The organism is Rhizobium sp. PEPV16 (assembly GCF_008919455.1).
GTDB lineage: Bacteria > Pseudomonadota > Alphaproteobacteria > Rhizobiales > Rhizobiaceae > Rhizobium > Rhizobium leguminosarum_Q.
In genome coordinates this window covers 36,927-59,499 of the sequence record NZ_VSZV01000334.1, presented here as the reverse complement: position 1 = coordinate 59,499, position 22,573 = coordinate 36,927, and the positions used below count along the sequence as shown (strand labels likewise).

At 61.0% G+C, this 22,573-nt stretch carries 20 protein-coding genes; 7 read left to right on the top strand and 13 right to left on the bottom strand.

The window, feature by feature from the left end; all coding sequences use genetic code 11:
* The coding region (locus FY112_RS24275) for a histone deacetylase family protein (RefSeq protein ID WP_246700732.1) at window positions 1-866 on the bottom strand (866 nt) is incomplete at its 3' end.
* 286 nt (window positions 867-1,152) lie between these two features.
* Here FY112_RS24275 and FY112_RS24270 point away from each other — a divergent pair.
* Window positions 1,153-1,554, top strand: a complete 402-nt coding sequence (locus FY112_RS24270; RefSeq protein WP_094086600.1) for a thioesterase — start codon at window positions 1,153-1,155, stop codon at window positions 1,552-1,554.
* Between the two features lie 63 nt (window positions 1,555-1,617).
* Here FY112_RS24270 and FY112_RS24265 read toward each other — a convergent pair whose 3' ends face one another.
* The gene (locus FY112_RS24265; RefSeq protein WP_094086599.1) at window positions 1,618-2,268 is read right to left on the bottom strand and encodes a GntR family transcriptional regulator; all 651 of its coding nucleotides are present in this window, start codon (window positions 2,266-2,268) and stop codon (window positions 1,618-1,620) included.
* A gap of 165 nt (window positions 2,269-2,433) precedes the next feature.
* Here FY112_RS24265 and FY112_RS24260 point away from each other — a divergent pair, with 165 nt between their 5' ends.
* The 4 genes from FY112_RS24260 (at window position 2,434) to FY112_RS24245 (ending at window position 8,625) form a co-directional block, all read left to right on the top strand.
* Window positions 2,434-3,855, top strand: coding sequence for a malonyl-CoA decarboxylase (locus FY112_RS24260; RefSeq protein WP_151519444.1), 1,422 nt, complete (start codon window positions 2,434-2,436; stop codon window positions 3,853-3,855).
* On the top strand, window positions 3,852-5,366 hold the full coding sequence (locus tag FY112_RS24255; protein ID WP_131645551.1) for a malonyl-CoA synthase: 1,515 nt from the start codon (window positions 3,852-3,854) through the stop codon (window positions 5,364-5,366). Before FY112_RS24260 ends, FY112_RS24255 begins: the two co-directional genes overlap by 4 nt.
* A 95-nt stretch (window positions 5,367-5,461) precedes the next feature.
* Window positions 5,462-6,808 (top strand): SLC13 family permease, encoded by a 1,347-nt coding sequence (locus tag FY112_RS24250; protein WP_131645549.1) that lies wholly within the window; start codon window positions 5,462-5,464, stop codon window positions 6,806-6,808.
* A gap of 272 nt (window positions 6,809-7,080) precedes the next feature.
* Window positions 7,081-8,625: a methionine--tRNA ligase gene (locus FY112_RS24245; RefSeq protein WP_151519443.1), complete on the top strand. Its 1,545-nt coding sequence runs from the start codon at window positions 7,081-7,083 to the stop codon at window positions 8,623-8,625.
* A gap of 114 nt (window positions 8,626-8,739) precedes the next feature.
* Here FY112_RS24245 and FY112_RS24240 read toward each other — a convergent pair whose 3' ends face one another.
* Both FY112_RS24240 and FY112_RS24235 read right to left on the bottom strand, forming a co-directional pair.
* Complete coding sequence (locus tag FY112_RS24240) at window positions 8,740-9,114, bottom strand: DUF3307 domain-containing protein (RefSeq protein WP_151519442.1); 375 nt, start codon at window positions 9,112-9,114, stop codon at window positions 8,740-8,742.
* A gap of 13 nt (window positions 9,115-9,127) precedes the next feature.
* Window positions 9,128-9,514 (bottom strand): adenylate/guanylate cyclase domain-containing protein, encoded by a 387-nt coding sequence (locus tag FY112_RS24235; RefSeq protein ID WP_245274313.1) that lies wholly within the window; start codon window positions 9,512-9,514, stop codon window positions 9,128-9,130.
* 302 nt (window positions 9,515-9,816) lie between these two features.
* Between FY112_RS24235 and FY112_RS24230 the strand changes: the two genes are divergently transcribed.
* Window positions 9,817-10,029: a hypothetical protein gene (locus FY112_RS24230; RefSeq protein ID WP_181018272.1), complete on the top strand. Its 213-nt coding sequence runs from the start codon at window positions 9,817-9,819 to the stop codon at window positions 10,027-10,029.
* 80 nt (window positions 10,030-10,109) lie between these two features.
* Here FY112_RS24230 and FY112_RS24225 read toward each other — a convergent pair whose 3' ends face one another.
* The 6 genes from FY112_RS24225 to FY112_RS24200 form a co-directional block, all read right to left on the bottom strand.
* A complete protein-coding gene (locus FY112_RS24225; RefSeq protein WP_131623035.1) occupies window positions 10,110-11,249 on the bottom strand; it encodes a PAS domain-containing sensor histidine kinase in 1,140 nt (379 codons plus the stop codon).
* A complete protein-coding gene (locus FY112_RS24220) occupies window positions 11,246-12,037 on the bottom strand; it encodes an alpha/beta hydrolase (protein ID WP_017959240.1) in 792 nt (263 codons plus the stop codon). The genes FY112_RS24225 and FY112_RS24220 overlap by 4 nt, the downstream gene beginning before the upstream one ends.
* A 132-nt stretch (window positions 12,038-12,169) precedes the next feature.
* On the bottom strand, window positions 12,170-12,682 hold the full coding sequence (locus tag FY112_RS24215; protein WP_094086593.1) for a GXWXG domain-containing protein: 513 nt from the start codon (window positions 12,680-12,682) through the stop codon (window positions 12,170-12,172).
* A 171-nt stretch (window positions 12,683-12,853) separates the two neighbouring features.
* On the bottom strand, window positions 12,854-13,417 hold the full coding sequence (locus FY112_RS24210; RefSeq protein ID WP_026158553.1) for a biotin transporter BioY: 564 nt from the start codon (window positions 13,415-13,417) through the stop codon (window positions 12,854-12,856).
* Between the two features lie 27 nt (window positions 13,418-13,444).
* Entirely contained in the window at window positions 13,445-14,053 is a 609-nt protein-coding gene (locus FY112_RS24205) for an energy-coupling factor transporter transmembrane protein EcfT (RefSeq protein ID WP_017959243.1), read from the bottom strand.
* Window positions 14,053-14,727 carry an ABC transporter ATP-binding protein gene (locus tag FY112_RS24200; RefSeq protein WP_020485966.1) on the bottom strand — a complete coding sequence of 225 codons (675 nt, stop codon included), beginning with the start codon at window positions 14,725-14,727 and terminating at the stop codon, window positions 14,053-14,055. The genes FY112_RS24205 and FY112_RS24200 overlap by 1 nt, the downstream gene beginning before the upstream one ends.
* A gap of 118 nt (window positions 14,728-14,845) precedes the next feature.
* Here FY112_RS24200 and FY112_RS24195 point away from each other — a divergent pair, with 118 nt between their 5' ends.
* On the top strand, window positions 14,846-16,036 hold the full coding sequence (locus tag FY112_RS24195; protein ID WP_151519441.1) for a winged helix-turn-helix domain-containing protein: 1,191 nt from the start codon (window positions 14,846-14,848) through the stop codon (window positions 16,034-16,036).
* Window positions 16,037-16,723: 687 nt separating this feature from the next.
* On the opposite strand, the gene ribB is transcribed toward FY112_RS24195, so the two are convergent.
* From ribB to FY112_RS24180, 3 genes are all read right to left on the bottom strand, one after another.
* Window positions 16,724-17,827, bottom strand: a complete 1,104-nt coding sequence (ribB, locus tag FY112_RS24190) for a 3,4-dihydroxy-2-butanone-4-phosphate synthase (protein WP_017959246.1) — start codon at window positions 17,825-17,827, stop codon at window positions 16,724-16,726.
* Between the two features lie 12 nt (window positions 17,828-17,839).
* Window positions 17,840-18,937, bottom strand: a complete 1,098-nt coding sequence (gene aroC / locus FY112_RS24185; protein WP_151519440.1) for a chorismate synthase — start codon at window positions 18,935-18,937, stop codon at window positions 17,840-17,842.
* Between the two features lie 233 nt (window positions 18,938-19,170).
* Complete coding sequence (locus tag FY112_RS24180; RefSeq protein WP_151519439.1) at window positions 19,171-22,350, bottom strand: EAL domain-containing protein; 3,180 nt, start codon at window positions 22,348-22,350, stop codon at window positions 19,171-19,173.
* Window positions 22,351-22,573: the final 223 nt, after the last annotated feature.

Sequence of the window (22,573 nt, the reverse complement as noted above, 5' to 3'; positions counted from 1 at the left end):
TCGAGCAGGCTGACGACCCGGTTCTTCGCGTGCCGGTCCGCGAGTTCCAGCACGCGCCCGGTCGCCCAGTCGAAATCCTCACCCGTCAGATTGATCTGCGCCAGCGGATCGCGGTGATGCGCGTCGAAGCCGGCGGAGATGATGATGAGATCCGGCCGGAAATCGTCAAGCGCGGGCAGCACGCGCGATTTGAACGCCTCGCGAAAATGGTCGCTGCCGACATTCGGCGACAGCGGCGCATTGACGATGGTGTTGTGCTTGCCCTTCTCATCCTTGGCGCCGGTGCCGGGATAGAGCGGCATCTGATGCGTCGAGCAGAACAGCACCGAGGGATCGTCCCAGAAGATATCCTGCGTGCCGTTGCCGTGGTGCACGTCCCAGTCGACGATGGCGATGCGCTCGGCGCCATGCGTCTTCTGCGCATGCCGGGCGGCGATCGCCGCATTGTTGAAGAAGCAGAAGCCCATCGCCGTCATCTTCTCGGCATGGTGCCCCGGCGGGCGGGCGGCGACGAAGACATTGTCGGCCCGGCCGGTAAAGACATCGTCCACCGCCGCCATCGCCCCGCCAATGCCGGTCAGCGCCGCCTGCAGGCTCTTGCTGCTGGCATAGGTGTCGGCTTCGATCTGATTGATCTCCCCCTCTTCCTCGGGAATCTCCCGCATGACGGCGGTCAGATGCTCCTCTGGATGGGCCAGCAGCACCGCATCCTCGTTCGCCTGTGGCGCCTGCCGGCGCTCCAGCCGCTCGAAATTCGGATGTTCCAGTGCGACATTGATGGCGCGGATCCTGTCCGATCGCTCCGGATGGCCGGCGGGCGTGACATGTTCCAGGAAGATCGGGTGTTCATAAAGACGGGTGCTCATGAAGACACTCTATCGGTCGCTTATGTCATGTGCCACAGCAGATGGGGCATCGCCTGACGATTTCAACAAGCGCTCTTGCCGCGCCTGCCGACCGTTGGCCTATCACACTGTCTCATTTGCGCCGTTTCCGTCGAGCCGGTCCATTGCAGCGGCGCCGCATCCATTCAGGCGGGTGGAGGACACTGTAACACTTTGAACTATTGCGTAATTTTATCCTTAAGCCGGTTCCGGTATAAGCTATTATGAAGTAGTGTTGCCATGGGAACTCTGTAGGGCAGATCTGTTGATGAGTCAGTCGAAACGTCCTGATGTGGCGGAAATACGCGTGCCGTTTCGCGATGTCGATATGACCGGCCAGATGTTTCTGGCCTCTTATATTTCCTATGCCGAGTCCGTCCTGGCAGGCTTCTGGTCGTCACGGCCCGATGTCGATGACGAACCCGTCTATAGCCCCAGCAAGATTTCCTGCATGCTTCACCGTCCGCTGCACTACGACGAGCCGGCAACCTTCACCGCCACGGTCGACAAGATCGGCATGCATTCCATCGGCTTCCTCGTTTCGATCGACACCGGGGAGGAGCGTGCCGCCGAGGTCGAGATCATCTGGCAGGCCCGCACCCGCGAGGACCAGTCGCCGGCCTCGCTGCCGGAGGAAACGCGCGACTGGCTTTATCGGTTTTTGGATTAGGGTGGTGCTTCGGGCGGGTTGCGTTTTACTTCCCTGCCGCCTGAGCTCGGTCACGCCGTCCAATCATCTCGCCGCCATGCTGGCTACCAGATCGCTGAACCTCTCTCCCTGAATGCCGACATGCGTCCGCAGCAGACGGCGGGCTTCATCTCCATTTCCGGCAAAGATCGCATCGACGATGGCGCTATGTTCTGAGAAGGAGGTCGACAGGCGGTTGCGCACGCGCAGCTGGAGGCGGCGATAAGGCCGCAGGCGGCGGTGCAATTGCACACATTGCTCCTCGAGGAATTCGCTTCGGCCGGCTGCATAGATGGCCTTATGGAATTCCTCATTGTCGTAATAATAGGCATCGCTGTCACCGGCAGCGGCAGATTTCTCACAGCGGCTGTGGGTGGCCGTGATCGCTTCCCGGGAGGCCTCGTCCAGCCGTCGTGCGGCGAGCGACCCGGCCAGGCCCTCCAATTCAGCCATCACCTCGAACATCTCGTAAACGCGGTGCGGCCCCGGATCGATGACGATTGCGCCTCTGCGCGGTCGAATTTCGATGAGGCCGATCGCATCGAGCTGCATCAGCGCCTCGCGCACGGGTGTGCGGGAGACCCCGAAACGCGTCGCAAGCACGGTTTCGTCGAGCCGCTCCCCGGGGGAGAACTCGTTGGAAAGAATTGAATTTTCAATCTCATCCCGAAGCCATCGGCCGACATTCTCGGACATTCGTCTCACTTCCCTCATACATAAACGCAATTCTTGTATACACGATTGTTGACCTCGTGTACGAAGAGTGGCATTCTACATACTACCGATGAAATCCGACGATGGGAAGCAGCCGGTCAAATACGGTCCGCACCCAGCCGGCCGGCAGAAGAGAGGAGAGATGGCATGTCTGAGGCTTCCTTCTTCACCGACATGCTGCAGAGCATCACGGATCGCGGACGCCAGCTTCTGTTTTCCGGCTCCCGCGCCACGCAGGTCGCAGCCAAGGCCGATCTCCAGACGCTCTGTGAAATGCTGCTGTCGAGCCGGGGCGAAGCCTCGGGCATGGCGCTTGCGGCCGAGATACTCGATCGCTGGGGCGCGCTCGAGAGCGAGGGCGCGCAGGCATTCCTCGATATGCTGCATGAAAAGTTCGGCCCCGACACGGCCAAGCTCGACCAGGCGATAGAAAATTACCGCACCGACAAAAGCTCTGCCGCGATCATTGCTCTCCACCAGGCAGCCGAGCCGCGGCGACAGGAGCTTCTGCGCCGATTGAATCACGCGCCGAACGGCACCGCCAAGCTTGTCCGGATGCGTGAGCAGCTGCTTGCTTCCAAAGACCAATCCGCAGGATATCACGCGCTTGACGCCGACTTCACGCATCTGTTCGGCTCCTGGTTCAATCGCGGCTTTCTCACGCTGCGCCCCATCGACTGGTCGACGCCGGCCTACATTCTTGAAAAGATCATCAAATACGAGGCCGTGCACGAGATCGCCGGCTGGGAGGAATTGCGCAGTCGTTTGGCACCGGCCGACCGCCGATGCTTTGCCTTCTTCCACCCCCGATTGGCCGACGAGCCGCTCGTGTTCGTCGAGGTGGCGCTGACACGATCCGTGCCCAGCGCGATCGGAGATGTGCTCGTCGAGGGCAGGGAGCAGATCAATGCCGACGAGGCGACGACGGCTGTCTTCTATTCGATCTCCAACTGCCAGGATGGTTTGCGCGGCATCTCCTTTGGCAACTTCCTGATCAAGCAGGTCGTGGAAGACCTGCGCAGAGACCTGCCTGGCCTCAAGAATTTCGTCACGCTGTCGCCCGTACCAGGCTTTGCCCGTTGGCTTGCCAAAGCACGTGCCTCGGCCGCCGACCGGTTGCTGCCGGAAGCGGTCCTCGAAAAACTGACCTTGCTGGATGATCCGAGCTGGCCTGACAACGAGAATACGGCGAGCGAAGTGGAGCGCGTGTTGCTGCCTCTTGCCGCGGGCTATTTCCTGACAGAACGGACGCCGGAGGGCCGCCCCATCGATCCTGTCGCCCGCTTCCATCTCGGCAACGGCGCTCGACTGGAAAGACTGAATTTTCTTGGCGACCGCTCGACCAAGGCGATGCAGCAGGCACACGGCCTGATGGTCAACTACCTCTACAAGCTCGACGATATCGTGGCCAACCACGAGGCCCTGGCGCAGCGCGGCGAGGTGATTGCCTCGCCTGCCGTCAAGAGCTTGCTCAACCAGAACGACGAAGTCCGCCGCGGCGGCAATGGCCAGCAAGGCTCCCGGCCATTCGCACAGATCATGAACTCAACGCTTGGAGGGCGAAAGTGAGCAACCATCTTTTCGACGCCATGCGGACGGCTGCGCCCGGTGACGCACCGTTCATCCGGATCGATAGCAAGCGCACATGGACCTATGATGACGCTTTCGCTCTTTCCGGCCGCATTGCCGGCGCGATGGACACGCTCGGCATTCGCCCCGGCGACCGGGTGGCGGTGCAAGTCGAGAAAAGTGCCGAGTCGCTGATCCTCTATCTCGCCTGTCTTCGAACAGGTGCGGTCTACCTGCCACTCAACACCGCCTATACGCTGGCTGAGCTCGATTACTTTATCGGCGATGCGGAGCCGCGTTTGGTGGTTGTTGCGTCGGCTGCGAGAGAGGGCGTGGAGAAAATCGCCAAGCCTCACGGCGCGATCGTCGAAACGCTTGATGCCGACGGCAGCGGTTCGTTACTGGATCTCGCACGCGATGAGCCGGCCGACTTTGTCGATGCCTCGCGTTCCGCGGATGATCTGGCTGCGATCCTCTACACGTCGGGAACGACCGGACGCTCCAAGGGGGCGATGCTCACCCATGGAAACTTGCTCTCGAACGCCCTGACCTTGCGAGATTATTGGCGCGTCAGCGCCGACGATCGGCTGATCCATGCCCTGCCGATCTTCCATACACATGGGCTGTTCGTCGCCACGAACGTCACATTGCTCGCCGGCGCCTCGATGTTCCTGCTGTCGAAGTTCGATCCGGAGGAGATCCTGTCGCTGATGCCGCAGGCAACGATGATGATGGGCGTGCCGACCTTCTATGTGCGCCTCCTGCAAAGTCCGCGCCTCGACGAGCAAGCGGTCGCCAATATCCGCCTTTTCATTTCCGGATCGGCTCCCCTGCTTGCAGAGACACATACCGAGTTCCAGGCCCGCACCGGTCACGCCATTCTCGAGCGCTACGGCATGACGGAAACCAATATGAACACCTCGAACCCCTATGAGGGCAAACGGATTGCCGGAACGGTCGGTTTCCCGCTGCCTGATGTGACGGTGCGCGTTACCGACCCCGCCACCGGGCTCGTGCTGCCGCGTGAAGAAACGGGCATGATCGAGATCAAGGGGCCGAACGTCTTCAAGGGCTATTGGCGCATGCCGGAAAAGACGGCGGCCGAGTTCACCGCCGACGGTTTCTTCATCAGCGGCGATCTCGGCAAGATCGACCGGGAAGGCTATGTCCACATCGTCGGTCGCGGCAAGGATCTGGTGATTTCGGGTGGATACAACATCTATCCGAAAGAGGTCGAAGGCGAGATCGACCAGATCGAGGGTGTGGTTGAGAGCGCTGTGATCGGTGTGCCGCATCCCGATTTCGGAGAAGGCGTAACGGCCGTCGTCGTGTGCAAGCCCGGCGCCGTCCTCGATGAGAAGACCATCGTCAGCGCCCTCCAGGACCGTCTTGCCCGCTATAAACAGCCCAAGCGCATCATCTTCGCCGACGACCTGCCGCGCAACACCATGGGCAAGGTCCAGAAAAACATCCTGCGGCAGCAATACGCCGATCTTTACACGAGGAGGTAAGGCGGCGCGCCCTCTGGGAGGAGGGTGCGTCGACATCCCGCATCAATCTTGAACACAACAACGACGGCGCTGGAGGCGTCGGAGGGAGGGGAATCATGGGTATTGAACTATTGGCCATAGGCCTGCTGGTCGCCATGTTCATCATTGCGACGATCCAGCCGATCAACATGGGTGCGCTCGCTTTTGCTGGCGCCTTTGTGCTCGGCTCGATGATCATCGGGATGAAAACCAGCGATATTTTTGCCGGCTTTCCGAGTGATCTGTTCCTGACGCTCGTCGCCGTCACCTATCTCTTCGCCATAGCGCAGATCAACGGCACGATCGACTGGCTCGTCGAATGTGCCGTCCGCCTGGTGCGCGGGCGGATCGGCTTGATTCCCTGGGTGATGTTCCTGGTCGCCGCCATCATTACCGGTTTCGGTGCTCTTGGGCCTGCCGCGGTCGCTATTCTCGCACCCGTCGCGTTGAGCTTTGCCGTTCAGTACCGCATCCACCCGGTCATGATGGGCTTGATGGTGATCCATGGCGCGCAGGCCGGCGGCTTTTCGCCGATCAGCATCTATGGCGGTATCACCAACCAGATCGTTGCGAAGGCCGGCCTGCCTTTCGCGCCGACTTCGCTGTTTCTCTCCAGCTTCTTCTTCAACCTGGCGATCGCAGTGCTGGTCTTCTTCGTTTTCGGCGGCGCAAAAGCGATGAAGCAAGATCCAGCATCGCTTGGCCCCTTGCCCGAACTCCATCCCGAGGGCGTGTCGGAGTCGATCAGAGGTCACGGCGGCACGCCGGCTAAGCCGATCAGGGAGCATGCCTATGGTACGGCGGCCGATACCGCGACGACATTGCGCCTGAACAATGAGAGAATTACCACCTTGATCGGCCTGACGGCGCTCGGCATCGGCGCCCTGGTTTTCAAGTTCAACGTCGGCCTCGTCGCCATGACAGTCGCCGTCGCGCTGGCGCTCTTGTCACCGAAGACTCAGAAGGCAGCAATCGACAAGGTCAGCTGGTCGACCGTGCTGCTGATATCAGGCATCATCACCTATGTCGGCGTCATGGAGAAAGCCGGTACCGTCGACTACGTGGCGAACGGTATATCCAGTCTCGGCATGCCGCTGCTGGTGGCGCTCCTGCTTTGCTTTACCGGCGCCATCGTCTCGGCCTTTGCCTCCTCGACCGCGCTGCTCGGCGCGATCATCCCGCTTGCCGTTCCGTTCCTCTTGCAAGGACACGTCAGCGCCATCGGTGTGGTCGCGGCGATCGCGATCTCGACGACGATCGTCGATACCAGCCCGTTTTCCACCAATGGCGCTCTTGTCGTCGCCAATGCGCCGGACGACTGGCGAGAGCAGGTGCTGCGACAGCTGCTGGTCTACAGCGCCTTGATCGCGATCATCGGCCCGATCGTCGCCTGGTTGGTGTTTGTCGTGTCCGGGCTGGTGTGACGGCGGGCTGCCCTGGAATCATCGCTTTCCGCCGCAGGCCATGCCCGCGGCGCCAGTGCATCCAGATCGAAGAGCGCGCTTGTTCGAAACGGCCCGCGATGCTAGAAAATCGCATGGACAACACCCTGATCAGCACTTTCGTGATGATGATGTCGCGCTCATAGCGTGGCGGGTTTCGTGCGTCCAGAATGCACCAGCGACCGCCCTCGAGGCGGTCTTTTCATGGGTCGATCCGTCTCGCGGGCAATAACAGCCTTCGAAAGGAAACACCGATGAACAAGATCTACATCACCACCTCGATCCCCTATGTGAATGCCGCGCCGCATGTGGGCTTTGCCCTCGAGCTGATCCAGGCCGACGCCTATGCCCGCCATTTCCGGCTTCTCGGCCACGACATCAGGTTCCAGTGCGGAACCGACGACAACAGCCTGAAGAATGTCCGGTCGGCGGAAGCCGCGGGAGTGGAGGTCAAGGACTTCGTCAATGCGAACGCGGACAGGTTCGAGCGCCTTGGCGGCCTGCTCGATATCTCCAACGAGGAATTCGTCCGCACCTCCCGCGATCCGAGGCACATCGCCTGCGTCCACGCCTTGTGGAGGGCATGCGCTAGCAAGGGCGACCTTTATCGCAAGGCATATGAGGGTCTCTATTGCGTCGGCTGCGAGCAATTCTACGAGCCGTCGGAACTCGATGACGGGCGGTGCCCGGAACACGGCATCGCCCTTGAGACCATCCGCGAGGAGAACTGGTTCTTCCGTCTCTCCCGTTACGGCGACCGGCTGCTTGCGCTTCTCGAGACCGGCGAGCTTCGGATCGTCCCGGCTCATCGGCGCAACGAAATCCTTGCCCTGCTGCGGCGTGGCCTGACCGACATCAGCGTGTCGCGCAGTGCGGAGCGGGCGCGAGGCTGGGGCGTTCCCGTCCCCGATGGAGATGAGGTCGTCTATGTCTGGTTCGATGCCCTGGCGAACTATCTCACAGGTCTCGGCCACGGGTCCGATGAAACCCTCTTGCAGCGCTATTGGAACGGCGGCCAACGCATCCACGTCGTCGGCAAGGGCATCTCCAAATTCCACGCCATCTACTGGCCGGCCATCCTCTTGTCCGCAGGCCTGCCGCCGCCATCCTCGATCCTCGTGCACGGCTATGTCACGGTGGAGGGCCGGAAGATCGGCAAGTCGGCCGGCAACGGCATCGATCCGGAACGCATCATCCAATCCTACGCAACGCCGGATGCACTGCGCTATTACCTGCTCCGGCATATACGCTCGGCAGACGACGGCGATTTCTCCGCCGAGCGTCTCGAAGCCGCTTGGTCGGGAGAGCTCGCCGGGCAGCTCGGAAATCTCGCGAACCGGGTGCTTGCGCTTCTGTCCACGTCATTCGGCGGTTTCGTTCCGCCCGTGCCGGACAGCGCGTTCGTAGATGAGGCTGCCCGCCTTCCGGGGAAGGTGGCTGAAGCCTTCGATGCCTACGAGCTCCATGTCGGCCTCGCCGATATTTTTGCGTTTATCGGCGCGGCGAACAGGCGGTTTACACAAGGCGCGCCATGGGCGGATGCGAAAGCCCTGCTTGCCGATCTCACGCCGGAGGATCGGCAGGCGACCACTGCGCGCCTCGGCGCTTCCCTGGCCGAGCAGGTCTACGGCCTTGCGGTCGTTGCCCGCTGCCTCCTGCCGTTCCTGCCAAGCTCGGCCGCAACGCTGCATTCCAGGCTGGGAATACCGTCTCCTCGCCTCTATCGGGACCCCTTGATCGTTGGCGGGGTCAAGGCCGCTCCACAAGCCGTCCTTTTTCCGCAACGAGCGCCGGCTTGAACGACGAGGTTTCGAGCCTGCTTGGAGACGGTAGGAGAGGGCAGTCATCCTCTTCCCGATCGCGCTAACAGCGGCATTCGCATGATCTGCAGGATCAATCAAACGCCTATCTTCTCACATCGCAGCAGCCAAAATCCCAGTGTAGGTCAAGTGATGCAACAACTGATCGGCTCCGTGCGCGGCCCAGTAAGGACGGGTTGCCACGGCAGCCGGATGGCGGCGCGAGTGAACGGCCTTTAAGTGATCGATGATGAAGTGAATTAGAAATTCGGCTAGCGCCAAGACCGCGACCGTCACGCCATCCAGCCCGAACAAAAACAATCCCGGAAGGGTGCCTGCGACGTGGATCGCTGCATGGATATAGCCGCCGGGATGGCGGATGTCGCCCTTGCCCCGCAGAATCCAGGTCGACTGCAAGAGATAGTCGGCGGCGAAATGCTTGACCTGCAGCCAGGCGAGTAGGCCAATAAGGGAAGATGCACTTTCCATGATCCTTCCTCCCTCAAATTGGGGGCGATTTCCGGTCCAGGGTAAAGATCGGCACCGGTTGCGATTTGCCGCGCACCACCGTCTCTCCCAGCGAGCGGGCATCGAGCCGCCTGTCGGCCCGTTCCCACGTCTCGCCACTCAACACGATTTCAACGCCTTTGTCTTTGGCGACGCCGACCAGGCGGCTTGCGAGGTTTACGGCATCGCCAATCGCCGTGTAGCTCAGGCGTTCGGCCGAGCCGATATTGTCGACGAGTGCCGTCCCGCTGTTGATGCCGATCCTGACCCGCACTGCGTCATGCTGGGGCGCGAGCGGCGGGATGGCATGCATCGCGTTACGGATCGCGGCCGCGGCACGGCAGGCACACGACGCGTGATCGGGCTCGTCGTTCGGGGCCATTCCAGATCGCCATCACAGCGTCGCCGATGAATTTGTCGACCGTGCCGCCCTCGGCGTGGATCGCGGCGATGGAAAGCGCGCGGGAGCGCGAAACGCACATCGAACGGCCTTCCATGTTCTCAATCGATCAGTCGAAGGACGATTCGGTGAATGCGGTCCTTGCCCGCTGATGCAACAGCCCACGCTTGACGTGATCCAGAATGTCATGAAAGTTTCATATTCAGGCTATTTCCGGCAGAGCGAAAATAATCTACTATTTTAATCAGGAAACAAGATTTCCTGAAACAAACGAAGGAGACTGATTGAGTATATTTCTTATGACTACCATGCTCATCGCAGGCTTTGTCCTGTTTGCCCTGATCACCGGGGCAGCACGAGGGCGCACTGCCCAGACCACCGCAAACACCAAGCGTAGGTCGGGCAGTTCAGGAAGCTCCGGCGATGGAGGTGGAGGCTGGTTCGATGCCTCAGGCGACTGTGACGGCGGTGACGGCGGTGGTGGAGGAGGAGACTAAATCAAACTGAAATCGATAGAATGCCCGACCGCCTCAAGGCGGTTTTTTGTTGCCCGGATTCCGGCGCGGCTGTGCCCCGGTCAATCCAAGGGCATCACAAAGGTGAAGCGCGTCTCCTTGTCATCGGAACTAACCGTGATCGTCCCGCCATGGGCGCGGGCAATTTCCGAGGCGATGTGCAGACCCAGCCCCAATCCTCTTTGACTTGTGCCGGCTTCACCTTTGAAGAAAGGCTGAAAAAGCCCTGTCATCGCCTCGCTGGAAATCGGAGCGCCGCCATTGGCGATCCAAAGCTCCAGCTTTCCGTCGACAGTTGCCGCCGATAGCCGCACCGGTTCGTCCGGCGCCCCGTGAGTCAGGGCATTTCCCAAAAGATTGGACACCAGCTGGCCGATCCGGCCGCTGTCGCAGTCTATCGGCCCGTCGAATTCGATGGTCACCTCAATTGCGCGGTCGAGATGACTGAAGCGGAGTTCTTCGATGACCTGCCGCAAGAGCGGCTCGAGATGCTCCGACCGCCTCTCGAGCGTGATGCCGCCACCCAATCGTCCGCGCGCGAAGTCGAGGACGTTGTCGATCAGGGCGGACATGCGAACGACGCTGCCTTGCATCAAGTCGAGAACTTTAATCGCGCGATCGGTCTGCTTTTCTTTTCGCAGAATGCGCGCAGCGGCTGAAATCGAGGCAAGCGGGTTGCGCAGGTCGTGGCCGAGAACAGCAATGAACTCTTCCCGCAACTCGGCGGTTTGCTGTTCGAAGGCAAGTTTGGCCTTGATCGTGGCGCCAGCAGCATCGGCCGCGGCGCGCGCCTCGACCAGCTCCCGTTCATAACGGCGACGCTCGGCAGCCTGAAACATCGTCACGCGGGTGAAAAGCAGAGCACCGTTTTCCGCCCGTCTTTCCATCGCATTGGCGAGCACCGGCAGCTTTTTGCCGTCCACTGTGACGAGATCGAGGGCAACTTCGTTGAAAAATCCTTGCATGCGCAGCAAAGGCGCAAAATGGGTCTCGTAGAATATACGGCCCGAGGTGTTGAGCAGGTCGTGAAGTCGTTTGCCGAGGAGCTGCTCGGCGGGGATGCCGATCCAGGTCGAAAGCGTTCTGTTAACCTTGACGATGCGTCCGTCCAGCTGCAGCGAAAGATAGCCGCAGGGCGCGTTTTCGTACAAGTCCTCGAGGTCTTCCGCCGGCATGGAACTCTGCGTGTCGATTGCAGTCATCGGACGAACCGCCGGATTGCGGATATGACCTCGTCGGGAGCGCTGAGGTTAGGACAGTGGCCACTCGCGTTCAGCACCACCAATTGGCTGTTTGGGAGCTGCCGATGGACGAATTCGCCGACCTCTTCGGAGGCGATGATGTCATCCCGGCATTGAAGGATCAGCGTTCTGGCGGTGACGTGCTGAAGGTCGCTGCGGTTGTCTGACGTGAATGTCACCCGTGCGAACGCCTTGGCGATCTCAGGATCGGTGCGGCAGAAGCTATTCGTCAGCTCTTCACCGAGTTCCGGTCGATCCGGATTGCCCATGATGGCTGGCGCCATCGCGGCAGACCATCCCATGTGGTTGTCGTCCAGCGACGTCAGCAATTCGTCTATATCTGCCGCGCTGAAGCCGCCGACATAGTCACCGTCGTTGATATAGCGCGGCGACGGCCCGACAAGGATCAGGCTTTCAAACAGCTCCGGCGCCTTCAGCGATGCGACGACGCCGATCATTGCGCTGACGGAGTGGCCGACGAAGACCGTTTGCGTCAGGCCGAGCGCGCGGCAGATTTCCATGAGGTCATCGGCATAACCCGCCAATGACGAATACTTCTGGGCATCATAAGCCGCGAGATCGGATCGCCCGGCGCCGACATGATCGAACAGCACTGTCTTGAAGTCGCCTTCGAAGGCTGGCGCCACGAAGCGCCACATATTCTGGTCGCACCCGAATCCATGCGAAAAGATCATGGCACGCTGGCCATCGCCCCGGACTTGAACATGATTTCGATCGATGACGGTCATCTCGTCCTCTTCCCCGCTTTCATAGCATGTTCCGCCTGTCATGGATTGAGGAAAGATCGGGGAGGCAACGGGTTCGATGGATGTGTGACATGATATTCCAGAAGGCGACCGCCCTGCCGTTTGCGACATGCCTCAGCCCATCACTTCCTGCAGCTTGAAGAAGAATCGCCGCGGGTCGTCGTGCACGCACATCATCCCGGCAATCCCGTCATCGTCAATCCTGTGGAAGTAGTCCACGATCGGCTGTTTGTCGTAGACCATCGCAGCCGTTTTGACGCCGTCGAGAGCCTGAAGCTTCAATGAAGCTGTCGTGCCTCTCGCTCGAAGCATCTTCTGCAGGTACGAGAACCAATGGCGGGCGACGAACGTCCGGCCAAAGGGCGCCATCTTGATCGCCAGCCGAACAGGCAAGAAACTTGGCTCGATCGGAACAAGCCGGCCCGGTCTCCACTTGAAGAGCAGGGCGTCCGCCCGCATGTCGGAATGGAAGCGCTTGCCAAACCAGTTGAGATTCTCGAGCACGCCGTCCAGTGGATGACCCGACGGAATACCAACGCCGCTCCAAAGGCCGACCATGTCCTTTGGCTGGACGGGCTCCAGCGACCGGAACCAGGTAGCCATCTCCTCCTGCTGGTCGCCTCGCATGATTTCTCCTTCACGGATATTCGTTGCGGAAGAATGAAAAGAAGGTTTGGAAGTTCCCGTTTATGTGGAACGGGCGGAACGCCTGGTGAGGCTTTCGCATAGGTTCTATCTTAAGCCCAACGGCCCTCGAAGGAGCCGTTGGGCATTGGCCAGATAAGATCGACCTCTGCCTCAGGCGCGTGACGGCAGCAGGGGATAGCCGACCATGACGGCGCGGCCAAGCAGGGCCGCGACGAAAGCCTTGATCACATCGCCGGGAATGAAGGCCATCGAGCCGACGAAGGCTTTCGTGAAGCCGAGGCCGGCGACGGTGGCGAGATAGGTGATCCCAAAGGCGTAGAGCACGACGATGCCGCCGACCATGGCGGCGAGGAAGAAGCTCACCGTCTGCACCAGGGCGGCTTGCTGATCGTTGACCAGCCGCTCGCTGAGATAGCCGGTGACGAAGGCGGCAAAGATCCAGCCGATCAGGAAGCCGGCCGTTGGCGACGCGAAGATCGCAAGCCCGCCGCGGCCGCCGGAAAGCACCGGCAGGCCGATCGCCACCAACACCAGCACGATCAGCACGGCAATCGCGCCGCGCCGGGCGCCGAGCACGACGCCGGCCATCATGACGCCGAGGGATTGCGCCGTGATCGGCACTGGAATGAAGCCGAGCGAGATCGGCGGCAGCAGGCCGAGCGCCACGATGATCGCGGCGAAGAGGGCGGTAAGAACGAGGTCGCGGGTGCTCATCATCATCAATTCCGTATTTATCAATCGTTAACTCACATGCCGCCGAATGCCCCGCGCGTCAATCGCTGCGGCGATATTATCCGCATCCTTAAGGGTCAGGATGATCAGCGGCGCAAGCAGCGTCGTCGGCCGGATCTTCAGGCCGCGTGCCTTATGCGCCTCGCGGATCGCCTGATAACGGCCGACAATCTCCGGCACGAAGCGCAGCACCAGCCCGAGCGCCAGGCCAATATCGTCGGCCTGCACCCAGCCGGTGCGTTCGAGCGGGCGGGCAAGCGCGGTCACCTCGTCGATAAACTCAGCGATCGACGTCGTCGCCGTCACGGTAGCGGCAAGCAGCATCAGTGCCGTCAGCCGCAGCAGGGGCACGAGTGCTTCCTGCCAGGGATTGAAGATGAGGTTGAAGAGTGCGACGACCGCGATCGTCAGGAAGATCGGCCGCAGCCGCCTGAGCCCATCCGCAAACGGCAGGCCGACCATCCGGTAGAGAGCCGCCGTCAGCAGCACGGCGATCGAGAGCAGAACCAGGTTCCCGCTGATGAACAGCACCACGCCGAAGATCGTCAGCGACAACAGCTTTACCCGCGGCGAAAGCCGGTGCATCACGCTGTTGCCTTCGACATAGAGCGATTGCATCAGGCGGCGATCTCCTTGTAGCGGGCGATCGCTTCGGCGGCCGGCGCATCGGCGGCAAGCCGCCCTTCATGAAACAGCAGCACTCGCTCGAAACCGGCGATCAGTTCCAGATCATGCGTGATGATGATGGCGCTTTCCGGCAGTCCGGCGATAATCCCTTCGACCAGCGCCCGGTTCTTGAGGTCGAGCTGGTTGGTCGGCTCGTCGAGGATGAGAATGCCAGGCCCCGTTGCCAGCACCGAGCAAAGGGCCGCCACCTGCAACTCGCCGCCGGAAAGCTCGTGCGCGCGGCGATCGGCCAGCGCCTCGGCGCCGAAGCGGGCCAGCACGCCCTCGACCTTCGCCTCGATCTCTGCCTTGGTGAAGCCGCGCCGCTTCAGCCCGAACGCGATGTCGTCTTTGACGATCGGCAGGATGATCTGGTTCTGCGGCGACTGGAAGATGAAGCCGACATCGGCCGCCGCAGTCTTGTCGTCGCTCGTGTCGCGGCCGTTGACGGTGACGCGGCCGACCGACGGTTTGGCCAATCCATTGATCAGCCGGGCGAAAGTCGTCTTGCCCGAGCCGTTCAGCCCGATGACGCCGATGCGTTTTCCACTGATGCCAAGCGTCAGCGGCTGCAGCGCCACCCGTGCCCCGAAACTGACTCCGGCGCCTTCGAAACGAATATCCAAACCAATCCCTCGCATCCATGCGATCCCGCTTCTATACGGGTAATCGAGGGTGATGAAAGAGCAAAGTGCGCTGTCGATATCGGGTGGCTAGGAAGATTTTCCGGATTATGATGTGGCCATGACGAATCTGCTTTCCAATTCCGCCGCCCGCCGTGTCTTCCTTGCCAAACAGGGCCTCAGCGCCCCGCCGAACCGCGCCTTGACCAAGGCCGGCCTGCTGCAGCTCATCCATGAACTGGGTTTCGTCCAGGTGGACAGCATCCAGACGGTGGAGCGGGCGCATCATCAGATCCTGTTTTCCCGCAATCAGACCTATAGGCGCGAACATCTGAAGGCGCTGCTCGAAAAGGAACGCGCGTTGTTCGAGCACTGGACGCACGATGCCTCGATCTTGCCGAGCGCCTTCTTCGTTTATTGGAAGCACAAGTTCCGCCATCAGGAGAAGGTCTTGATCGAGCGTTGGCGCAAGTGGCGCGGCGAAGGCTTCGAGGCGGCTTTCGAGGAGACCTACGAGCGCGTGCGTCGCGACGGCGCGATGCTGGCGCGCGACGTCAAGGCCGATGGCCACGTTTCCGGCGGCTGGTGGAACTGGCATCCGAACAAGACGGCGCTGGAATATTTCTGGCACACCGGCAAGCTCGCCATCGCCGGCCGCTCGAATTTCCAGAAGATCTATGATCTCACCGAGCGGGTCATTCCGGCCGAATTCCGCGAGCCAGAGGTGAGCCGCGAGGAATTCGTCGACTGGGCCTGCCGCAACGCGCTCAACCGCCTCGGTTTTGCCACCCATGGCGAGATAGCGGCCTTCTGGAACCTCGTCTCGCCCGATGAGGCCAAGGCCTGGGTCTCGGGCCATCGCGACGAGCTGACCGAAGTGCTGGTCGAACCAGCGCTCGATGGCAAGCCGCGACCCTCCTGGGCCTTTGCCGATTTCCCGTCGACGCTCGACAGCTATCCAGATGCTCCGCCCCGCATCCGCGTGCTGAGCCCCTTCGACCCAATGATCCGCGACCGCAATCGCACCGAACGCCTCTTCGGCTTCTTCTACCGCATTGAAGTCTTCGTGCCCGAGCCGAAGCGCGAATATGGCTATTACGTCTTCCCGCTGCTTGAAGGCGACCGGCTGATCGGCCGCATCGACATGAAGGCGGATCGGAAGAAGTCGACGCTCGACGTCAAACGGCTCTGGCTTGAGCCGGGCGTCAAGCCTTCGGCAGGACGGCTGGAGAGGTTGGAAGCGGAGTTGGATCGGGTAGCGCGGTTTGCGGGTGTGGAGAAGGTCGTGTTTCTGGAAGGGTGGAGAGCATGATTTTCCTCTAGCGCACCACGGTTCAAATCCGGGTCATATCCTGCCGCTCGGTCTTTTCCACGCTGAGAGATATCTTCATCTCACCAAGTGCCAAATACTCAGCAGTAGTTATCAATATCCCCGCCCTAAGCCATGGCGGAGCTGGAGAACATTGACCAAGATCCTCGCCTAATCAGGCTTCGACGTTCCCATGATTTTTTGGACAACATGACTGCACTAGGCGACATAATTGCATGCTCTGGTTGCGGCGCTTGCGATCAATCTCGAACAATGTAAGATAATCAAAGCCAAGGAGAAAAAATTGCAAAGCAGACGCTTTTTAAATGCGTGTATTATATTAGTATATCCAATATTGTTTATTATATTTTTCGTGTATAATTATTTTACTCAATATTATTTAGTATTAAATGGTGATTTTCTCGGCGACGGCGTTTGTTATAATGATGTTGAGATGCACTTCATCAGGCATTTCACGGCAATAGTATCGTTTTGTGTTGCCTACTTATGTATTTTTCTTTTCGTGAGGAATCGGTTTTCCGTGAGCGTGGCTGTTTCAGCGTTGGTTGCTTTTGCATGCTCCATCGTTCTTTCTGGGCAGATTATAAGTAATTTTGTTTGCCCAGAATAATATCTCCGGGTCGTAAAAATTGCGTATGAATATCGCCTGGCGGCAGCCGCTAAGCTCCTTCAGCAGATCTCCGTCGTGCTGATCTTGATGCCGAAACCTTCCAGGCCGACATAGTGCCGCTCGCGGCTGGTGAGCAGCTTGATCGAGCTGACGCCGAGATCCTTGAGGATCTGGGCGCCGAGGCCGATTTCCAGCCATTCGCTGTCGCGCGTCTGGGCTTCGGCATGGGCTTCGCGGCCCTGGTTGCGGGCCTTGCGGCCATTGTCGTGATGGCCGACGCCGACGGAGCCTTCGCGCAGATAGACGATGACGCCGCGGCCCTGCTCGGCAATCTTCTGCATATAGAAATCGACCGGGCTGTTCTTGCCGAAGAGATCTTCGGCGACATTTTCCGGATGCAGACGCACCGGGATGTCGACGCCGTCGCGGATGTCGCCGAAGACGACGGCGAGATGCTGCATCGGATCCCAGGGCAGCGAGTAGGTATGGGCCTTGGCCTTGCCGAACGGCGTCTCGATGTCGAAGCTGGTGCCGAGTTCGATCAGCGTTTCCTTGCGCTGGCGATAGGCGATGAGATCGGCGACGGAGACGAGCTTCAGCCCGTGCTGTTCGGCGAAGTCGACCACCTGCGGCCCGCGCGTCACTGTGCCATCGTCGTTGACGAGCTCGGAGATGACGCCGATCAGCGGCAGGCCGGCAAGCTTGCAGAGGTCGACGGCGGCTTCGGTATGGCCGGAGCGCATCAGCACCCCGCCTTCGCGGGAAACCAGCGGGAAGATGTGGCCGGGACGGACGAAGTCGGAAGCGCCGACATTCGGATTGGCGAGGTTGCGCACCGTCAGTGTCCGGTCGTCGGCCGAGATGCCGGTCGTCGTGCCGTGCTTGAAATCGACCGAGACGGTGAAGGCCGTCGTATGGGCCGAATCGTTTTCCGCCACCATGGCGTTGAGGTTGAGGCGTTTGGCCTCTTCCTTCGGCATCGGCGCGCAGACGATGCCGGAGGTGTGGCGCACGATGAAGGCCATCTTTTCCGGCGTGCAATGCACGGCGGCGACGATCAGGTCGCCTTCGTTCTCACGGTCATTGTCGTCCATGACGACGACGATCTCGCCAGCCTCGAAGGCCCGGATGGCGTCGACGACGCGCTTCTGGTCATAAGACATGGGCGAGCGCTCCTATTTCAGACGGCCGGTCTGGCCGCGGTCGCGAAGATAATGGTCGGCGATGGCGCAGGCGACCATCGCCTCGCCGATCGGCACGGCGCGGATGCCGACGCAGGGGTCGTGCCGGCCCTTGGTACGGATATCGACATTCTTGCCCTCCGCATCGATCGACTGGCGCTCGGTCAGGATCGAGGAGGTCGGCTTGACGGCAAAACGCGCCACCACCGGCTGCCCGGTGGAGATGCCGCCGAGAATACCGCCGGCATTGTTGGAAAGGAAGATCGGCGTGCCGTCATTGCCCATGCGCATCTCGTCGGCATTGTCTTCGCCTGAGGTTTCGGCGGCGGCAAAACCATTGCCGATCTCGACGCCCTTGACGGCGTTGATCGACATCAGCAGCGAGGCGATGTCCTGGTCGAGCTTGGCATAGATCGGCGCGCCGAGGCCGGCCGGCACACCTTCGGCGATCACTTCGATGACCGCGCCGATCGAGGAGCCGTTCTTGCGGATGCCGTCGAGATATTCCTCCCAGACCGGCACGATCGCGGCATCGGGCGAGAAGAACGGGTTCTGCCCGACCTGGTCCCAGTCCCAGTTGCGGCGGTCGATCTTGTGTTTGCCGATCTGCACCAGCGCGCCGCGCACGGTGACGCCAGGCACGACAAGGCGGGCGATGCCGCCGGCGGCAACCCGCGCCGCAGTCTCGCGCGCCGACGAGCGGCCGCCGCCGCGATAGTCGCGAATGCCGTATTTGAGGTCATAGGTATAATCGGCGTGGCCGGGGCGATATTGCCGGGCAATCTCGCCGTAATCCTTGGAGCGCTGGTCGGTGTTTTCGATCAGCATCGAGATCGGCGTGCCGGTGGTCGTCATCGTCTCGCCGTCGGCGTTGAGCATGACGCCTGATAGTACCTTCACCAGATCGTCCTCGCGCCGCTGCGTCACGAAGCGGGATTGCCCGGGCTTGCGCTTGTCGAGCCAGACCTGCAGGTCCTCGAGCTTGAAGCTGAGCCCCGGAGGGCAGCCGTCGACGACGCAGCCGAGCGCCGGACCATGGCTTTCGCCCCAGGTGGTTACGCGGAAGAGGTGACCGAATGTATTGTGCGACATGTGTTCCGACCGGTGGCGCGCCGAAGCCGATCGCTGCCGGCCGCGCCATTGCTTGAAAAGGCGCGACACTCATAGGCCAAAAAACCGCCGAGGCAAAAGCCTTTCTTTGCGCCAAACCGGCAGCTCAGGAAATGCTGTTTCCGTTCGTTGCCGGGGACGGGCGGCGCATCTTGCCGCCACTCTTTCTGCACAGGCGGGGAGGGGTCGGGGCGAAGTCGATCGGCACGCGCCGATCAGGACGCCAGCCGCCACCCCGCTCCTGTGGCTTCGTTGGTGAAATCGTCGAAGGAGAGCGGCCGCGAGAAGGCATAGCCTTGCAGGATGTCGCAGCCGAGATCGCGCAGCAGTGCGGCATGGGCTGCCGTCTCCACCCCTTCGGCCACCGTCTCGACGCCGAGCGAGCGGGCGATCTCGATGATCGAGCTGACCAGCGCCCGCTCCTGCGAGGCATTGACGATCGGCTGCACCAGTTGGCGGTCGATCTTCAGCCGCTTCGGCTTCAGCTTCAACAGGCTGACGATCGAGGTATGGCCGGTGCCGAAATCGTCGATCTCGATATCGATGCCGAGCGCCTTGATGCGTTCGAGATTCTGCGAGACGACGTCCTCGCTCTCGTCGAGGAAGATCGATTCCACCAATTCGAAGGAGATCTCACCCGGACGGATATGCAGGTCGGCGAGCGATTCCAACAGGCTGCCGTCATGCAGCCGCCGCGCCGAAACATTGACCGAGACCTTGGGCACCACAATGCCGCGTGCCGTCCAGCGCATCTTGTCGCGCAGCGCCGTTTCCAGCACGATCCGGTCGAGCATCTGCACGACATTGATCTCGTCGGCGATGCGCAGGAACTTGTCGGGGGCGAGCCACCCCTTGGACGGGTGGTTCCAGCGCACCAGCGCCTCGACGCCCGTCAGCTCCATCGTCCGGGCGCAGAATTGCGGCTGGTACCAGGCGGTGAATTCGCCATTGTCGATGCCGGCGAGGATCTCGTCGGCGGTGCGCTTGGTGTTGATGATATCGGCCTGGAGATTGTGATTGAAGAATTCGAAGCGGTTGCGGCCCATGCTTTTTGCGCGATAGAGCGCGATATCGGCATTGATCAGCACCTTGCGCGCATCGACATGGATGCCGTTGGCAAGCGCAATGCCGATCGACACGCCGCAGCGGCAGGAGAAGCCCTGGAAATCGATGGGCTGGCGCATCTCCTCGATGATCCGGGTCGAAAGCTGCGCCATCTCCTTATCGTCGACATCGAGGGCAAGGATGACGAATTCGTCGCCGCCGATGCGCGCGACGATATCGCTGCCGCGGACGTTCTTGGCGAGCACCTTCGAGGCGTGCACCAGCATCGCATCGCCGGCGGCATGGCCAAGCGTGTCGTTAATGTCCTTGAAGCGGTCGAGGTCGATATGCAGGATCGAGAATTTCTGCCGCTGCTGGCGTCCGTCCTGGGTCAGATTTTCGAGCGCGATGTCGAGCTTGCGGCGGTTGGCGAGTGCGGTCAGCGGGTCATGCAGCGAATTGTGCTCGATCCTGTTCTTGGCAAGCTCGAGCTCGATATTCTTGGCGACCGCTTCGTCCTTGGCGGCATTCAGCCGGATCGTCATCAGCACGTCTTCGGTGGCGTCGAAGGCGATGCCCATGATCTTCATCTCGCTAGTCCCCGTCTGGTGCACCTTGCCGACCGAGCGCACATAGCGCACCGAGCCGTCGTCGACGATCACGCGGCAGACGAGGGTGTGCGTGTCGCCGTTGCGCTTGAAGTGGCGCGCGCTTTCGAGCGCGAGAGCCCGGTCCTCGGGGTGGATGCAGCCAAGCCAGGTCTCTTCGGTCATGAAGCCGTTGCGCGGCGTAAGCCCATAGAGCTCGTGCATCCGCTCGTTCCAGATCGAGCCGCCGAGGCCCGGCCGCGCTTCCCATATGCCGCACTGATAGGAATCGAGCGCCAGGTCGAGCCGGCTGGAAAGCTCGGCGAGCTGTCCCTCACGACTCGAGAGCTCTTCAAGCGCCAATTCCAGCTCGGCATTCTTGACCTCGCTCATATCCTTGGCCTTGCGCAGCGTGTCGGTGGTCTCCGCATCTGCGGTCACGTCCCAGACGATGCCGATCGTCTTGCTGACGCCGCCGGCATCCGTATAGAAGGAGCCGACCGAGCGCAGGTGGCGGATGCCGCCGTCGCCGAGCAGGATGCGGTACTGCGCCGTGCAGGCGGCACCCGCAATGCTGCAGCTGAAGAAATGTACTTCGGCGGTGTCGCGGTCCTCGGGCAGGATCGCCGCCAGCCATTCGTCGAGCGCCCGGCTTCCTTCTTGCGCCGGTTTGCCGTGCAGGGCCGCGGCGCGCGCGTCCCAGTGCAGGCTGTTTGAATCATCCTGCAGCTCCCAGATGCCGATATTGGAGGATTCCAGCGCCAGGTTGAGCCGCTGCGACAGTTCCAGCAGTTTTGCCTCGCGCGTCTCCAGCGCGTTGATGTTGCGATTGCGCTCGCCGAGCAGCATGGTCGCAAAGAAGATCGGCACGATGATGATGAAGCCGGCGGCAACGATGATCAGGCGCAACTCGGTGCGGTTTTCGGGTATCGCGTTCCAGCCGCTGTTCGGCACAGCGGCAAGCTCCCACTTGCCGCCGGCAAAACCGATCTTTTGGCGCATCGGATCCTTGCCGTCGATATCGGAGGACCCGAAGAACGGCGCCGGGGGAGGAGCCTTGGCGGCGGTCGGCGCGCCGATATCGCGGATTGCGATCGAAAGATGGCCGAGATGCGGATAGCGTTCCCGGTTCTCGCGGTCGCGCGCCGGCATCAGCCCGGTCGCCTGGTAGAACATTGTCTGGTCGATGGCGACTTGGACCGCCCCCCAGATCCGCCGCTGGCCATTCTCCTTGACGTAAACCGGGAAGAAGATGGCAAAGGCGTCCCGGCCGTCGGTGCTGATCGGGCCGTAGAAGCGCGCCGACTGGTTGCCGGCCGCGCCGGTCATCGCCTGGCGAAAGAAGAGCTCCTCGCGCACGTCGCGGCCGATCCGCTCATTGCCGGATTGCGCTGGGTGGATGTCACGGATGATGAAATCAGGCGCGACGGCGATATGGATGAAAGACGGGTTCTGGATCAGCAGCCAGTTGATCTGGCGTTCCATCTCCTCTCCGTTTGCCGCGCTGACGGAGATCAGGTTCGTCAGGTCGCGGACGACGCTGAGGTCCATATTGATCTCGGCCATGACCCGGGCGCGGATGAGGTTTGTCTCGTTTTCGGTGCGGATATGAAGTTCGCGCACATGAGACGCAGTATTGGCTTGGTCGAGGCCGAAGCCGACCATGATGACGACCAGGGCGACAAGCGACGAAACCAGAAACGAGACGCGGCTATTCTTCAACACGCGCCGCAACTGCTTGCTGTCGCTGAGCCTGGATAACAAAATGAAACCCCCATGTTGACGAGCAACTGTAGGGCGCGCGGGTTAATTTACGATTGTCCGCCGGCGATGCCGAGAGATCGCGGGAAGGGAAAAAGCGCGGGTTAACGCGGCATTTTGATTATATTTAAAATCCTATTCATCAATTGGGCGGGAAAAGCCATTCTTACGGGCAATTTTCGCCATATTCAGGAGCTTATCTGTGGCCAGTCGTGTTCTCGTGCAG